The sequence below is a fragment of the Streptomyces sp. FH025 genome, from assembly GCF_017427025.1.
In the GTDB taxonomy this organism is placed as follows: Bacteria; Actinomycetota; Actinomycetes; order Streptomycetales; family Streptomycetaceae; genus Kitasatospora.
On record NZ_JAFLNG010000023.1, the window covers coordinates 13,584 to 28,758 of the forward strand.

Sequence of the window (15,175 nt, forward strand, 5' to 3'; positions counted from 1 at the left end):
TCCCTTAGGATTGTCCGCATGTCCGAACCGACCGGTGCCGCCCGCCGACGCGGGCCCTTCCAGGTCGGGGACCAGGTCCAGCTGACCGACCCCAAGGGTCGCCACTACACGTTCACGCTCCAGGCCGGGAACCAGTTCCACACCCACAAGGGTGCGTTCCCCCACGACGAGCTGATCGGCGCCCCCGAGGGCACGGTCGTGCGCACCACGGGGAACGTCCCGTACCTCGCGCTGCGCCCCCTGCTCCCCGACTACGTCCTGTCCATGCCGCGCGGCGCCGCCGTGATCTACCCCAAGGACGCGGGGCAGATCCTGGCGATGGCCGACATCTTCGCGGGCGCCCGCGTGGTCGAGGCCGGAGTCGGCTCGGGCGCGCTCAGCATGTACCTGCTGCGCGCCGTCGGCGAACACGGCATGCTGGCCTCCTACGAGCGCCGGCAGGACTTCGCGGACATCGCCCAGGGCAACGTCGAGCGCTACTTCGGCGGCCCGCACCCGGCGTGGAAGCTGACCGTCGGCGACCTCCAGGACAACCTGGTCGAGACCGACGTCGACCGCGTCATCCTCGACATGCTGGCCCCCTGGGAGTGCCTGGACGTCGCCTCCAAGGCCCTCGTGCCCGGCGGTCTCATCTGCTGCTACGTGGCCACCACCACGCAGATGTCCAAGACCGTCGAGGCACTGCGCGAGCACGGCACCTTCACCGAGCCGCAGGCCTGGGAGACCATGGTCCGCACCTGGCACCTGGAGGGCCTGGCCGTCCGCCCGGACCACCGGATGATCGGCCACACCGGCTTCCTGCTCACCGCCCGCCGCCTGGCGGACGGCGTCGAGCCGCCGCTGCGCCGCCGCCGCCCGGCCAAGGGCGCGTACGGCGAGGACTACGACAACGGGGCGCCCGAGCCGTCCCTCCAGGAGCGCGCCGCGGCCCGCAAGGCCGCCCGCGACACCGAGGCCGAGCAGCCCGAGCAGGACTGATCCCGAACCGACGGGAAGGGGTGGTACGAGCGCTCAGCTCGTACCACCCCTTTCGTTCGCCGTCCGGGACCGTGTGGGACGATGCTCCCGCACGCAGACCAGCTCCTGGAGCTCTGGAGGGGACGCCTGGTGGAGACCGCGGTCGGGACGACGGCGACGGCTGGACAGCAGACACCGCGGGGCCGCACCCGGCCCGGACACGCGCGCACCGCCCCCTGGCACTGGGCCCTCGCCCTGGCCGGCTGCGGCGCGGTGGTGGCCACCGCCCTCGCCGCCTCCCCGGCCACCGGCACCCCGGTGCCCGCCCGTGGCGCCTCCAAGGCCCTCGCCGCGAGCGCCGCCCCCGACCCCGCCAAGGCCCAACTGCCCATGGACTGCGGCCCGTTCCCGGTCAAGACGGTGCTCAGCGTGCCCGCCGACCTGGGCGACGGACGCCCCGGTACGGTCGTCGCCGCCCACTGCGCCACCGAGACCGGCACCCCGCCGGACTCCGTCTACCTGCTCGGATTCGGCCAGGACGAACGGCCGGTGGTGGTCGCCACCCTGCTGACCGAGCGCGAGAACCTCACCCTGAGCCGGCTCGCGGTGCGCTCCGATGGTGCCATCACCGGCCACGCGCAGGGGTATTCGAGCGAGGACGTGCCGCGCTTCAGGCCCGACGTCTCACTCGACCTCACCTGGACGCACAGGGGCGGCGGCTGGGAACGCTCCCAGACCGCCGCCCCGGTCTCCGCCGTCTGACGCGCTATTCGGCGTCGGGCCCGTACACCTCGACCCGGTCGGCGACCCGGCGCACGTGGATGCAGTCGCCGGGGCACTCCTTCGCCGAGTCCACCACGTCCTGAAGGAGCGTCAGCGGCACCGGGGCCGTTTCCCCGGGCTGCTGGCGCAGTTCGTCGTCCGGGCCCTTCACGTACGCCAGCCCGTCGATGTCCAGCTCGAAGACCTCGGGCGCGTACTGCGCGCAGATGCCGTCGCCGGTGCACAGATCCTGGTCGATCCACACCTCCAGCTCCTCGGTCGCCGCCGCGGTCTGCTCCGTCACCGACATGTCTCCTGCCGTTTCTGTCCCGGGTCGCCCCTATTCCCGGAGCAATCCCGCCATTCGTACAACGATCGGACCCAGCACCGCGGTCGCGATCGGATATCGCTTCGCTCGACGATACATCTGGCCCGCTTTGGGTGGTGCGCGCTGGGTATCCCCTTAGCAGAGGGGAAGCACGCTGGGGCGAAGATCGGACACGCCCGTTCCATCTTTCTTGATCTAGGGGTTTACGGACCCCTGGTCCCAGGTAGGGTCTGGAAGCGTCCAGCTCCCCGGAGGAGGTGAGGACCGTGGCAGCCCACGATGACGACTACAACCGCAGCACCGGCAGGCCCGCTCGTGGTTCCGACGAGGCCGCTCAGGTCTCGTACCTTGAGCAGGAGATCGCCGTGCTGCGCCGCAAGCTCGCCGACTCTCCGCGCAATTCGAGGATCCTCGAAGAGCGGATCGTCGAGCTCCAGACCAACCTGGCCGGCGTGACCGCCCAGAACGAACGGCTCGCCTCCACCCTGCGCGAGGCCCGCGACCAGATCGTGGCCCTCAAGGAGGAAGTGGACCGGCTGGCACAGCCCCCGGCAGGCTTCGGCACCTTCCTCGAAGCGAACGAGGACGGCACCGCGGACATCTTCACCGGCGGGCGCAAGCTCCGCGTGAACGTCAGCCCGAACGTCGCCCTGGACGAACTGAGCCGCGGCCAGGAGGTGATGCTCAACGAGGCCCTGAACATCGTGGACGCGATGGCCTTCGAGCGCATCGGCGAGATCGTCACCCTCAAGGAGATCCTGGAGGACGGTGAGCGCGCCCTGGTCCTCGGCCACACCGACGAGGAGCGCGTGGTGCGCCTCGCCGAGCCGCTGCACGAGGCGACGATCCGGGCCGGGGACGCGCTGCTGCTGGAGCCCCGCTCCGGGTACGTGTACGAGGTCGTGCCGAAGTCCGAGGTCGAGGAGCTGGTCCTCGAGGAGGTCCCGGACATCGACTACCGGCAGATCGGCGGCCTGAGCAACCAGATCGAGCTGATCCGCGACGCGGTCGAGCTGCCGTACCTGCACGCCGACCTCTTCAAGGAGTACGAGCTGCGCCCGCCCAAGGGCGTGCTGCTCTACGGCCCGCCCGGCTGCGGCAAGACGCTGATCGCCAAGGCGGTCGCCAACTCGCTGGCCAAGAAGGTCGCCGAGGTCACCGGCCGCCCGCAGGGGAAGAGCTACTTCCTCAACATCAAGGGCCCCGAACTGCTCAACAAGTACGTCGGTGAGACCGAGCGGCAGATCCGCCTGGTCTTCCAGCGGGCCCGGGAGAAGGCGGGCGAGGGCACGCCCGTCATCGTCTTCTTCGACGAGATGGAGTCGCTGTTCCGCACCCGCGGCTCCGGCGTCAGCTCGGACGTGGAGAACACCATCGTCCCGCAGCTGCTGGCCGAGATCGACGGCGTGGAGGGCCTGGAGAACGTCATCGTCATCGGCGCCTCGAACCGCGAGGACATGATCGACCCGGCGATCCTGCGGCCCGGCCGCCTGGACGTCAAGATCAAGATCGAGCGCCCGGACGCCGAGGCCGCGAAGGACATCTTCTCCAAGTACCTCAAGGACTCGCTGCCGTTCCACCCGGACGACCTCAAGGAGCACGACGGCTCCGTCGAGGCCACGGTGGTCGCGATGATCCAGTCGGTGGTGGAGCGGATGTACTCCGAGACGGAGGAGAACCGCTTCCTGGAGGTCACCTACGCCAACGGTGACAAGGAGGTCCTGTACTTCAAGGACTTCAACTCCGGTGCGATGATCCAGAACATCGTCGACCGCGCGAAGAAGATGGCCATCAAGGACTTCCTCGACCACGGTCAGCGGGGCCTGCGCGTCTCCCACCTGCTCGCCGCCTGCGTGGACGAGTTCAAGGAGAACGAGGACCTGCCCAACACCACCAACCCGGACGACTGGGCCCGCATCTCCGGCAAGAAGGGCGAGCGGATCGTCTTCATCCGCACGCTGGTCACCGGCAAGCAGGGCGCCGAGTCCGGCCGCTCGATCGACACTGTCGCCAACACGGGGCAGTACCTGTAAGCACGCGGTTACCCGGGCCGGCGACGGTCCCCGGAGCTGTACGCACACCGTCCGGCTGTGGCGCCTCGCGGCCCCGCAGCCGGACGGCGCGTCTCCGGGCCCGCCGGTCGGCGCCGGGTCCTAGGCTCGACCCACCGTCCGCGGGCAGACGCCCGGCGCCGGTGTTGTTCAGCGGTACGTCAGTGTTCCGCCCGCCGGGGGCGGTGCACCGGGCAAGGAGGGCCGCATGACCGTACGGCGCGTGATGGGCATCGAGACCGAGTACGGGATCTCCGTGCCCGGGCACCCCAACGCCAACGCCATGCTCACCTCGTCCCAGATCGTCAACGCCTACGCGGCGGCGATGCACCGGGCCCGGCGGGCCCGCTGGGACTTCGAGGAGGAGAACCCGCTGCGCGACGCTCGGGGCTTCGACCTCGCGCGCGAGGTGGCGGACGCCAGCCAGCTGACCGACGAGGACATCGGCCTCGCCAACGTGATCCTCACCAACGGGGCCCGGTTCTACGTGGACCACGCGCACCCCGAGTACAGCTCGCCCGAGGTGACCAACCCGCGCGACGCCGTGCTCTGGGACAAGGCGGGCGAGCGGATCATGGCGGCCGCCGCGCAGCGGGCGCTGGAACTGCCCAACGGGCAGAACATCCACCTGTACAAGAACAACACCGACAACAAGGGCGCCTCCTACGGCACCCACGAGAACTACCTGATGAAGCGGGCGACGCCGTTCGCCGACATCGTCCGCCACCTCACCCCGTTCTTCGTCTCCCGCCAGGTGGTCACCGGCGCCGGCCGGGTCGGCATCGGCCAGGACGGCTCGGCGAACGGCTTCCAGATCAGCCAGCGGGCGGACTACTTCGAGGTCGAGGTCGGCCTGGAGACCACCCTCAAGCGGCCGATCATCAACACCCGGGACGAACCGCACGCCGACGCGGAGAAGTACCGCCGGCTGCACGTGATCATCGGGGACGCCAACCTCTCCGAGATCTCCACCTACCTCAAGCTGGGCACCACCTCACTGGTCCTGTCGATGATCGAGGACTCCTTCATCGCCGCCGACCTCGCCGTCGACCAGCCGGTGCGCACCCTGCACCGGGTCTCGCACGACCCGACGCTCAAGCACCTGATCACCCTGCGCAACGGGCGCAAGCTCACCGCCGTCCAGCTCCAGCTGGAGTACTTCGAGCTGGCCCGCAAGTACGTCGAGGACCGCTTCGGCACCGACGCGGACGAGCAGACGGTGGACGTGCTGGCCCGCTGGGAGGATGTCCTGGGCCGACTGGAGCGTGACCCGATGTCGCTGTCCAGGCAGCTGGACTGGATCGCCAAGCGGGAGATCCTGGAGGGCTACCGCAGCCGGGACGCCCTGGAGTGGGAGAACCCCCGGCTGCACCTGGTCGACCTCCAGTACAGCGACGTACGGCCCGAGAAGGGCCTCTACAACCGGCTGGTGGCACGCGGCAGGTTCGAGCGGCTGCTGACCGAGGAGGAGGTCGAGCGGGCCGTCTCCAAGCCCCCGGAGGACACCCGGGCGTACTTCCGCGGGCGCTGCCTGGAGCAGTACGCGGAGCACGTCGCGGCGGCCTCCTGGGACTCGGTCATCTTCGACCTGCCGGGCCGTGACTCGCTGCAGCGGGTCCCCACGCTGGAGCCGCTGCGCGGCACCAGGAATCACGTCAAGGAGCTGCTGGACCGGTGCCGCACGGCGGAGGACCTGCTGCGCGTCCTGTCCGGCGGGTGACGTGGGGATCACCACGGGTGAACGTCCGTCGAATGGGAATCATCCGGGGTGGCAGCGGGTGTTGGACAGGAAGCGCCACCGGCAAACCGGGAGCGGGAGTCGCACCTTGTGTATAGGGTCGGTGCCAACCGGCAACGACCGACCGACCAAACCGTGCCAGACGATTCGAGCGGGGTGAGGGAAATGGCGAGCAAGGACACCGGCGGCGGCCAGCAGCGGGCGAACCGTTCCTCCGAGGAGGTCGAGGAGCAGGCCGCGGAAACCCAGAATTCCGACGACCTCAAGGAGCGCCAGGAAAAGCTGAGCGACGACGTCGACGCGGTGCTGGACGAAATCGACGAAGTGCTCGAGTCGAACGCGGAAGATTTCGTGCGTGGATTTGTCCAGAAGGGTGGGCAATAGCCCGTCCCCGGTATTCGGGAATTCACGGTCGCGACCGTCCTGGGCGGTCGGGCGGCAGTGGCCGCCCGGCCGCCCGGCACCGGCCCCTCCAGGCGTGGACAGTGATCGTCGGCGGGTAGGGTGCGGGCAATGCGCGCTTCAAGCTACCTGGAAGGAATCGTGTGGAAGCCAACACTCGTGGCACCGGGCGTCTACCGGCTGCCTTCCTGACCCCGGGGTCCTCCTCGTTCCTCGACTTCCTCGGCGAGCACCGGCCGGAGCTGATCCCCGGCCACCGCGGGCTCCCCGAGGGGTCGGTGGTCGAGGCCCCGCACGGGACCACGATCGTGGCCGCGGTGTTCGACGGCGGCGTGGTGATCGCCGGTGACCGCCGGGCGACCATGGGCAACGTCATCGCCCAGCGCGACATCGAGAAGGTCTTCCCGGCCGACGAGTACAGCGCGGTCGGCATCGCCGGCACCGCGGGCCTCGCGGTCGAGATGGTCCGGCTGTTCCAGCTGGAGCTGGAGCACTACGAGAAGATCGAGGGCACCACGCTCTCCCTGGAGGGCAAGGCCAACCGGCTCACCACCATGATCCGGGGCAACCTGGGCATGGCGATGCAGGGCCTCGCGGTCGTGCCGATCTTCGCGGGCTACGACCTGGACCTCGGCCGGGGCCGGATCTTCAGCTACGACGTCACCGGCGGGCGCTCCGAGGACCGCGGCTTCACCGCCACCGGCTCGGGCTCGGTCTTCGCCCGCGGCTCGATGAAGAAGCTCTACCGCGAGGACCTGACGGCCGACCAGGCCGCCACCCTGGCCGTCCAGGCGCTCTACGACGCGGCGGACGACGACTCCGCCACCGGCGGCCCGGACCTGGCCCGGAAGATCTTCCCGATCGTCTCGCTGATCACCGAGGACGGCTTCCGCCGGCTCACCGACGAGGAGGTCGCGGAGATCGCGGTCGCCGTCACGGACGAGCGCCTGACCCGGCCCAACGGCCCGCAGGCCCCGCTGATCTAGCCACCACTCGACAGGAAGGAAGGGACGACCGCCGGTGTCGACACCGTTCTACGTCTCGCCCCAGCAGGCCATGGCGGACCGCGCGGAGTACGCCCGCAAGGGCATCGCCCGCGGCCGCAGCGTGGTCGTGCTCACCTACGCCGACGGCATCGTCTTCGTCGCGGAGAACACCTCCAGGGCGCTCCACAAGGTCTCCGAGATCTACGACAAGATCGCCTTCGCGGCGGTCGGCCGCTACAACGAGTTCGAGAACCTGCGCATCGGCGGCGTCCGCTACGCCGACCTGCGCGGCTACTCCTACGACCGGGCCGACGTCACCGCCCGCGGGCTGGCCAACGTGTACGCCCAGACCCTGGGCACGATCTTCTCCTCGGTCGGCGAGAAGCCGTACGAGGTCGAGCTGATCGTGGCCGAGGTCGGCCGCACCGCCGACCACGACCAGATCTACCGGCTGACCCCGGACGGCTCGGTCGTGGACGAGAAGAACTACGTGGTGGTCGGCGGCAACGCCGACTCGATCGGGAACTACCTGGGCCAGCGCCACCGGGTGGGCATGAGCCTCACCGAGGCGGTGAAGCTCGCCGTGGACTCGCTCGCCCGCGACCCCAACGGCGGCAGCCCGCGCAGCCTCACCCCGGAGCAGCTGGAGGTCGCGGTCCTCGACCGCCAGCGGTTCCAGCAGCGCAAGTTCAAGCGGATCCTGGGCAACCAGCTCGGCCGGCTGCTCGACGGGGACCAGTCCGCCGAGGCGGACGACGAGGAGAACCCGGCGGGCAGCGCGCCGGAGTAGCAGTGCCTGCGGAGTCCCGTGCGGCGGCCGGACCGCCGTCGTACGGGGCTCCGGTGCCCCTGCGGCGGCCCAGTCGTCGTGGAGGCGGTTTCGGACAGCTCCGACAGAGAATGGAGTGCGCTCATGGACCGCCGGATTTTCGGGCTGGAGAACGAGTACGGGGTGACCTGCACGTTCCGCGGGCAGCGGCGGCTGTCACCGGACGAGGTGGCGCGGTACCTGTTCCGCCGGGTCGTCTCCTGGGGCCGCAGCAGCAACGTCTTCCTGCGCAACGGCGCCCGGCTCTACCTCGACGTCGGCTCCCACCCCGAGTACGCCACCCCCGAGTGCGACGACGTCGTCGAGCTGGTGACGCACGACAAGGCGGGCGAGCGCATCCTCGAAGGCCTCCTGGTGGACGCCGAACGGCGGCTGCACGAGGAGGGCATCGCGGGGGACGTCTACCTCTTCAAGAACAACACCGACTCGGCCGGCAACTCCTACGGCTGCCACGAGAACTACCTGGTGGCCCGGCACGGAGAGTTCTCCCGGCTGGCCGACGTGCTGATCCCGTTCCTGGTGACCCGCCAGCTGATCTGCGGCGCCGGCAAGGTGCTCCAGACCCCGCGCGGCGCGGTGTACTGCGTCAGCCAGCGGGCCGAGCACATCTGGGAGGGCGTCAGCTCCGCCACCACCCGCTCGCGTCCGATCATCAACACCCGGGACGAGCCGCACGCGGACGCCGAGCGCTACCGCCGGCTGCACGTGATCGTCGGCGACTCCAACATGTCCGAGACCACCACGCTGCTCAAGGTCGGCGCGACCGACCTGGTGCTGCGGCTGATCGAGGCCGGCGTGGTGATGCGCGACCTCACCCTGGAGAACCCGATCCGGGCGATCCGCGAGGTCAGCCACGACCTCACCGGGACCCACCAGGTGCGCCTCGCCAACGGCCGCGAGGCCAGTGCGCTGGACATCCAGGAGGAGTACTACACCAAGGCCCTGGAGTTCGCCGACCGCAAGGGCATCAACACCGGCACCGTCGCCCGGGTCCTGGACCTGTGGGGCCGCACCCTGGAGGCCGTCCGCACCGAGCGCCTGGACGGGGTGGCCACCGAGATCGACTGGATCATGAAGTACAAGCTCATCGAGCGCTACCGCGAGAAGCACCAGATGAGCATGTCCAACCCGCGGGTGGCCCAGATCGACCTCGCGTACCACGACATCCACCGTCGGCGCGGCCTGTTCTACCTGCTCCAGGGCAAGGGCCAGGCGCAGCGGGTGACCACCGACCTCAAGACCTTCGAGGCCAAGTCGATCCCGCCGCAGACCACGCGGGCCCGGCTGCGCGGGGACTTCATCCGCCGGGCGCAGGAGCAGCGCCGGGACTTCACGGTGGACTGGGTGCACCTGAAGCTGAACGACCAGGCGCAGCGCACGGTGCTGTGCAAGGACCCGTTCCGTTCGGTGGACGAGAGGGTGGAGAAGCTCATCGCGGGGATGTGACCGCGGATGTGATCAAGGTGGTGACCGGCCCCGGTGGTGTCTACCGGGGCCGGACGCCTGCCGGGCATACGCTGTCCGTCGAGTCCGGAGAGCCGACTCCGACCGACAGTTAGGACCACCGTGCGCCGCACCGCCGGTTTGCTTCTCACCCTGCCGCTGCTGCTCGCGGTCGCCTGTAGCAGCTCCCCCAAGGCGGCCGGCCCGGCGACGCCGTCGGCGGCGAGCGCCGCTCCGACGGTGCCCGCTCCGGTCAGCGAGGCGTCTCCGATGCCCACCCTCTCGGACGGCGGGTTCGGCAGCAAGGCCACCATCACCATCCCCGAGGGCCAGCCGCCCAGCGGCGAGTTCGTGGTGAACACCGTGACCGAGGGCGAGCGGCCGGCTGTCAACAAGGGCGACTGGGTGACCGTCAACTACACGGCGAAGGACTGGACCACCGGCAAGGACCTGCCCAGTTCGTACGACCCGAGCGGCAAGCCGCAGCTGTACCAGGCGGGCAGCGGGCAGCTGGTGCCGGCGCTGGACCAGAGCGTGATCGGCAAGAAGGTGGGCACCCGGCTGCTGGTGGTCGCCCCGCCGGCGGCGGCCTTCGCGGACAAGGGCTCCAGCCAGCTGGGCGTGGGCCCGAACGACACCGTGGTGTTCGTGCTGGACATCGTGGAGAGCCTGCCGCAGGACTCCACGCTCACCGGGGCCATGACCCAGCCGCCCGCGACGCTGCCGCAGGTCAAGGACAACGGCAAGGCGCCGGTCACGATCACGATCCCGGCCGGGCAGGCCGCGCCCACCGACCTCCAGCAGTCGGTGCTGATCAAGGGTGAGGGCAAGCAGGTCAAGAGCGGGCAGACCCTGGTGGTGCAGTACACCGGGGTGCTGTGGAGCAACGGGCAGCAGTTCGACGCCTCCTGGACGCACGGCGGCGCGCAGGCGGTGCAGATCGGCACCGGCAGCGTGATCGAGGGATGGGACAAGGGCCTGGTCGGGCAGAACGTCGGCAGCCGGGTCCAGCTGGTGGTGCCGCCGGCGCTCGGGTACAAGGACCAGGCGCAGGGCGCGGTGCCGGCCAACTCCACGCTGGTCTTCGTGATCGACATCCTCGAAGCGGTCTGACGGTCCGGCGCTCTAGGAACCGGCCCCGGGGATTCCGTAGTCTTGGGCGGACGCGTACGACGTAGCGTCCGCCCTCATCCTGAGCTGCCATACTGCCCTCGCGCTTGTGGCAGGCGCCGCCCGGCGCCACGGTCCGGGCGGGTGGTGCGACGGCAGGCCGGCGCTCACCACGCCGGGCGCAGACCTGGAAGACCTCGCGGCGAGATGGATGGGGAGTCATGACTGAGAAGACGCCGAGCCCGGGCGGTGCCGGCACCGCGGCGAACGACGGCTCTGCGGGTGACCCGGCCGCCTCGCGTCCCGGCGGCCAGCTCGCGGGGGACCGCGAGTCGATCGTCGTCCCCCCGGCGATCCTGGCGCAGCAGGCCGGCTGGGCGCAGCCCGGTGACGCGCCGCGCGCCAAGGGCGGGACCAAGACGGACGAGGACGCCCCGCAGATCTTCGCCAGCAACGTGCGCAAGACCGACACCTCGGAGGCCGGGTACGACGAGAACCCGCCCGGTGTGGGCAAGCTGGGCGTGATCCTCGGCACGGTGCTCGCCGTCCTGCTGGTCGGCAGCGGTATCACGCTCTACGTGGTGAACAAGGACGGTTCCAAGAGCGACGCCTCGGCCGCCAAGCCGGACGCCGCCACGACCGCGCCTCCCACGCCCAGCGCCGAGCCGGTGCCGCCGATCAAGGACAGCGCCAAGGTGCTGCCGACGATCACCGGCGACTTCGGCAAGAAGGCCGACATCCAGGTGCCGGGTGAGACCTCCGACGGCTCCTTCGTGGTGAAGGTGCTGTCCGAGGGCACCGGCCCCAAGGTGGACAAGAACTTCTGGACCTCGGTGGACTACACCGCCAAGGACTGGAACACGGGCAAGGACATCCCGAGCTCGTACGACAACAACGGCAAGCCGCAGATCTTCCAGGCCGGCACCGACGCGCTGATCCCGGCGCTGGACCAGGCCGTGATCGGCAAGAAGGCCGGCAGCCGGCTGCTGGTGGTGGCCCCGCCGGCCGCCGCCTTCGGCTCGCAGGGCAAGGCCGACATGTCGATCGGCGCCAAGGACGACCTGATTTTTGTGATCGACATCCGCAACACCAGCGCGCCGGACGCCGTGGTGAGCGGTACCGTCACCCCGCCGCCGGCGGACTTCCCGCAGGTCAAGGACAACGGCAAGAAGCCGGCCGAGATCACCCCGGTGGCCGGGGCCAAGGACCCGACTGAGCTGAAGACCCACGTCCTGATCAAGGGCACCGGGCCGGCGGTGGAGAAGGGCGAGAAGGTCGTCGTCCAGTACACCGGCGCGCTGTTCAAGGACGGCAAGGTCTTCGACTCCTCGCTCAGCAAGGGGCAGGCCTTCTCGTTCCCGGTCGGCGGCGGCCAGGTCATCCAGGGCTGGGACCAGGGGCTGGTCGGTCAGACGGTCGGCAGCCGGGTCGAGCTGGTGATCCCGGCCTCGCTGGGCTACGGGGACAAGGGCCAGGGCGACATTCCGCCCGGCGCGACCCTCGTCTTCGTGGTGGACATCCTGGACGCCGGTCAGGGCTGATCCACTTTCGGGTGACAATGGTGTGCGTGTGACCTCGGGGCCCGGCCGCGTGGCCGGACCCCGACGGGCGGCGGGCGCCCGTACCGTGGTCCAGGAACGGACCGGGTGCGGGCGCCCGCCGCTTGGTCGTGTAAGCAACGCGAATGTGAGAAGAGGGACTGTGAGCGTCAACCTCAACGAGAAGCCTGAGATCGACTTCCCGATCGGCGACGCCCCGACCGAGCTGAAGATCCGCGACATCGTCGTGGGCGACGGCGAGGAGGCCAAGCCGGGCCAGGTCGTCAGCGTCCGCTACGTCGGCGTGACCTTCGAGACCGGCGAGGAGTTCGACGCGAGCTGGAACCGGGGCATCGCTCCGTTCCAGTTCCCGCTGGGCGCCGGCCGGGTCATCAAGGGCTGGGACCAGGGCGTCGCGGGCATGAAGGTCGGTGGCCGTCGCGAGCTGACCATCCCGTCGCACCTGGCGTACGGCGCCCAGTCGCCGACCCCGGCGATCCCGCCGCACTCGACCCTGATCTTCGTGGTCGACCTGCTGGGCGTCTGAGCCCGTCGTGGCCGTGGGCCGGACCCCTCCGGGGGCCCGGCCCACGGGCGTTCCCGGACGCGGCTTTTGCAGTGCGTACCGCTACCGGTACGGTCGTCCCGCCGGGTGAGCATCGCCCGGTTGGCGCACCCCGCGCGCGGCGCGGCACACCGGAAGGGTCAGCGATGGCGATCGCCAAGGCAGAGCGGCTGATGAATCTCGCCCTGTGCCTGATGAACACCAGACGTCCGCTCTCCAAGAAGGAGCTGCGGGAATCCATCGAGGCGTACCGCGAGGCCTGGCAGAACAGCAGCGAGGACGCCTTCAACCGGATGTTCGAGCGGGACAAGGACGACCTGCGCGAGCTCGGCCTGGTGATCGACGTCGACGAGAGCGCCCTGGACGGCGAGCTGGGCTACCTGGCCCGCCCCGACCGCAACAGGCTGCCCGAGATCGCGCTGGACGCCGAGGAGGCGGCCGCGCTGACCCTGGCCGCCCGGGTCTGGCAGCAGGCCAAGATGTCCGGAGCGGCCAGCGGCGCGCTGCAGAAGCTGCGGGCGGCCGGGGTGCCGTTCACCGAGGCCGAGGGCCGGGCCGCCCTGGAGCCGCGCATCCCCGCCCGGGAGGCCGCGTTCGAGCCGCTGCTCACCGCCGCCCGGGACCGCCGTCCGGTCTCCTTCGAGTACCGCAAGGCCGGCGCCGCCGTCGTCGAGCAGCGCAGCGTCGAGCCGTGGGCGCTGGAGTGCTGGCGCGGGCACTGGTACCTGGCCGGGTACGACCGCGACCGCGGCGACGCCCGGGTGTTCCGGCTCAGCCGGATCACCGGCAAGGTGCGGGCGAGGAGCGGGGCCTTCCTCGGGACGGTGCCCGAGCACGTGGACGTGCGGGCCACCGTGGCCAAGTTCGCCGGCGAGGGCGCCACGGCCACCGCGACCGTCCGGGTCCGCCGGGGCGCGGGCTTCCCGCTGCGCACCAAGGCGCTCGCCAGCACCCGGGTGGACGAGGGCTGGGACGAGCTGGAGATCCCGTACGGCAACGGGCTGGGCGCCGACCTGGCGGAGTTCGGGCCGGACGTGCTGGTGCTCGGGCCGGAGGAGCTGCGGGCGGATGTGGTCGACCGGCTGCGGGCGGTCGCGGGGCTGGACTCGGAGGACGAGCGGGCATGAGCAATGCGATCGACCAGACGCGACGGATGCTGTCGCTGGTCACCTACCTGCGCGAGCGGCCCGGGGCCGAGGTCGCCGAGGTGGCCCGGGCGTTCGGGATCAGCGAGCGCGAGCTGATCGGGGACCTCAACGTGCTGCCGATGTGCGGCACCAGCTTCCGCGGCGGTGACCTGCTCGACATCGACACCGACGGCGAGCGGATCTGGTGGCACAACGTGGACGACGTCGCCCAGCCGCTGCGGCTGGCCGCCGACGAGGCCACCGCGCTGCTGGTGGCCGCCCGCGCGGTGGCCGGGCTGCCGGGCCTGCGGGCGGGGGACCGGGAGGCGCTCACCCGGGCCGTCGCCAAGATCGAGAACGCGGCGGGGGAGAGCGCCGAGGGCAGCGCCCGGGTCGGCGTGACCTTCGAGGCGGAGAGCCACGTCTTCGCCGACATCGACCGGGCGCTCAGCGAGGGCCGCCGGCTCTGGCTGCGCTACTACTCGCACGGGCGCGGCGGGATGACCGAGCGCGAGGTCGACCCGATCCGGCTGCTCACCGAGGGCCACACCTACCTCGAGGCCTGGTGCCGCACCTCCGAGGACCACCGGATGTTCCGGCTGGACAGGGTCGCCGAGATCCGCGTCCTGGACGTCCCGGCCGATCCGCCGCGGCGCGAGCCGCGCGACCTGAGCGGCGGGCTGGTCAACCCGGCGGCGGACGACCCCGAGGTGGTGGTGGAGGTCTCCTCCGGCGGGCGCTGGGTCGCCGAGTACTACACCCACGACCGGGCCGAGGAACTGCCCGACGGCGGTCTGCGGATCACCCTGCGCAGCGCCGACCCCTCCCAGCTGCGCCCGCTGGCGCTGCGGCTGGGCCGGGACGGCCGGATCGTCTCGCCGCCCGAGCTGGCCGAGCAGGCGCGCTCGGCCGCGCGGGAGGCGCTGGCCGCCTACGGGGAGGGGCGGGGCTGAGCGGTGGAGCCCGGGACCAGATTCAAGGTGTACTGCTCGGAGTGCCGGGAGAAGGTGGAGCTCCCGGCCGAGGAGTTCCGGCTGATCCTCGGTCGAACCCCGGCGCAGGCGCACTACAGTTTCGGTTGCCCGCTCTGCGGGGCCGCGGTCCGCAAGACGGCCGGGGAGAAGATCGTCGAGGCGCTCACCGGGGCGGGGGTGCGCACCATGCGGCTCGTCCCGGTGGACGGGTGACCCCCGTATAGGGTGGGGCGCATGTCCTGGATGCTCGTCGCCGCCGTCCTGCTCGCCACCGCGGGCCTGCTGGTCCTCGGGGTCCTCGCGATCCGGCTCTGGCTGGACGTGCGGGCGCTCGCCAAGGGCGTGGACGAGGCCTCGCGGGCGCT

The 15,175-nt window shown here is 70.8% G+C and carries 15 protein-coding genes; 14 read left to right on the forward strand and 1 reads right to left on the reverse strand.

Annotated elements, in window-relative coordinates; all coding sequences use genetic code 11:
• Positions 1-18: 18 nt before the first annotated feature.
• Entirely contained in the window at positions 19-978 is a 960-nt protein-coding gene (locus J0670_RS03185; RefSeq protein ID WP_207809362.1) for a tRNA (adenine-N1)-methyltransferase, read from the forward strand.
• 81 nt (positions 979-1,059) lie between these two features.
• On the forward strand, positions 1,060-1,719 hold the full coding sequence (locus tag J0670_RS03190) for a hypothetical protein (protein WP_207809364.1): 660 nt from the start codon (positions 1,060-1,062) through the stop codon (positions 1,717-1,719).
• Positions 1,720-1,723: 4 nt separating this feature from the next.
• Here the strand turns inward: J0670_RS03190 and J0670_RS03195 are convergent, their stop codons facing one another.
• Entirely contained in the window at positions 1,724-2,029 is a 306-nt protein-coding gene (locus J0670_RS03195; RefSeq protein WP_207809367.1) for a ferredoxin, read from the reverse strand.
• 284 nt (positions 2,030-2,313) lie between these two features.
• On the opposite strand from J0670_RS03195, the gene arc reads away from it, so the two are divergent.
• The 12 genes from arc (at position 2,314) to J0670_RS03255 (ending at position 15,023) form a co-directional block, all read left to right on the forward strand.
• Positions 2,314-4,080 carry a proteasome ATPase gene (gene arc / locus J0670_RS03200; protein ID WP_207809369.1) on the forward strand — a complete coding sequence of 589 codons (1,767 nt, stop codon included), beginning with the start codon at positions 2,314-2,316 and terminating at the stop codon, positions 4,078-4,080.
• 226 nt (positions 4,081-4,306) lie between these two features.
• Positions 4,307-5,818: a depupylase/deamidase Dop gene (gene dop, locus J0670_RS03205; protein WP_207809371.1), complete on the forward strand. Its 1,512-nt coding sequence runs from the start codon at positions 4,307-4,309 to the stop codon at positions 5,816-5,818.
• A gap of 183 nt (positions 5,819-6,001) precedes the next feature.
• On the forward strand, positions 6,002-6,220 hold the full coding sequence (locus J0670_RS03210; protein ID WP_031069167.1) for a ubiquitin-like protein Pup: 219 nt from the start codon (positions 6,002-6,004) through the stop codon (positions 6,218-6,220).
• 161 nt (positions 6,221-6,381) lie between these two features.
• Positions 6,382-7,224, forward strand: a complete 843-nt coding sequence (prcB, locus tag J0670_RS03215; RefSeq protein ID WP_207809372.1) for a proteasome subunit beta — start codon at positions 6,382-6,384, stop codon at positions 7,222-7,224.
• Between the two features lie 34 nt (positions 7,225-7,258).
• Positions 7,259-8,014 carry a proteasome subunit alpha gene (gene prcA, locus J0670_RS03220; RefSeq protein WP_207809374.1) on the forward strand — a complete coding sequence of 252 codons (756 nt, stop codon included), beginning with the start codon at positions 7,259-7,261 and terminating at the stop codon, positions 8,012-8,014.
• Between the two features lie 123 nt (positions 8,015-8,137).
• Positions 8,138-9,499, forward strand: a complete 1,362-nt coding sequence (gene pafA / locus J0670_RS03225) for a Pup--protein ligase (RefSeq protein WP_207809376.1) — start codon at positions 8,138-8,140, stop codon at positions 9,497-9,499.
• Positions 9,500-9,619: 120 nt separating this feature from the next.
• Positions 9,620-10,609, forward strand: coding sequence for an FKBP-type peptidyl-prolyl cis-trans isomerase (locus J0670_RS03230; protein ID WP_207809378.1), 990 nt, complete (start codon positions 9,620-9,622; stop codon positions 10,607-10,609).
• Between the two features lie 218 nt (positions 10,610-10,827).
• Positions 10,828-12,147: an FKBP-type peptidyl-prolyl cis-trans isomerase gene (locus tag J0670_RS03235; RefSeq protein ID WP_207809379.1), complete on the forward strand. Its 1,320-nt coding sequence runs from the start codon at positions 10,828-10,830 to the stop codon at positions 12,145-12,147.
• 160 nt (positions 12,148-12,307) lie between these two features.
• Positions 12,308-12,691 (forward strand): FKBP-type peptidyl-prolyl cis-trans isomerase, encoded by a 384-nt coding sequence (locus tag J0670_RS03240; RefSeq protein WP_207809381.1) that lies wholly within the window; start codon positions 12,308-12,310, stop codon positions 12,689-12,691.
• Between the two features lie 164 nt (positions 12,692-12,855).
• Positions 12,856-13,836: a YafY family protein gene (locus J0670_RS03245; protein WP_207809382.1), complete on the forward strand. Its 981-nt coding sequence runs from the start codon at positions 12,856-12,858 to the stop codon at positions 13,834-13,836.
• A complete protein-coding gene (locus J0670_RS03250) occupies positions 13,833-14,789 on the forward strand; it encodes a YafY family protein (RefSeq protein ID WP_207809384.1) in 957 nt (318 codons plus the stop codon). Before J0670_RS03245 ends, J0670_RS03250 begins: the two co-directional genes overlap by 4 nt.
• 27 nt (positions 14,790-14,816) lie before the next feature.
• On the forward strand, positions 14,817-15,023 hold the full coding sequence (locus J0670_RS03255; RefSeq protein WP_243436453.1) for a hypothetical protein: 207 nt from the start codon (positions 14,817-14,819) through the stop codon (positions 15,021-15,023).
• Positions 15,024-15,175 lie beyond the last annotated feature (152 nt).

Coding starts and splice junctions, on each gene's coding strand:
- J0670_RS03185 (WP_207809362.1), top strand. CDS start 19: ATGTCCGAACCGACCGGTGCCGCCCGCCGACGCGGGCCCTTCCAGGTC.
- J0670_RS03190 (WP_207809364.1), top strand. CDS start 1,060: ATGCTCCCGCACGCAGACCAGCTCCTGGAGCTCTGGAGGGGACGCCTG.
- J0670_RS03235 (WP_207809379.1), top strand. CDS start 10,828: ATGACTGAGAAGACGCCGAGCCCGGGCGGTGCCGGCACCGCGGCGAAC.
- J0670_RS03245 (WP_207809382.1), top strand. CDS start 12,856: ATGGCGATCGCCAAGGCAGAGCGGCTGATGAATCTCGCCCTGTGCCTG.
- dop (WP_207809371.1), top strand. CDS start 4,307: ATGACCGTACGGCGCGTGATGGGCATCGAGACCGAGTACGGGATCTCC.
- J0670_RS03195 (WP_207809367.1), bottom strand. CDS start 2,029: ATGTCGGTGACGGAGCAGACCGCGGCGGCGACCGAGGAGCTGGAGGTG.
- J0670_RS03250 (WP_207809384.1), top strand. CDS start 13,833: ATGAGCAATGCGATCGACCAGACGCGACGGATGCTGTCGCTGGTCACC.
- J0670_RS03210 (WP_031069167.1), top strand. CDS start 6,002: ATGGCGAGCAAGGACACCGGCGGCGGCCAGCAGCGGGCGAACCGTTCC.
- pafA (WP_207809376.1), top strand. CDS start 8,138: ATGGACCGCCGGATTTTCGGGCTGGAGAACGAGTACGGGGTGACCTGC.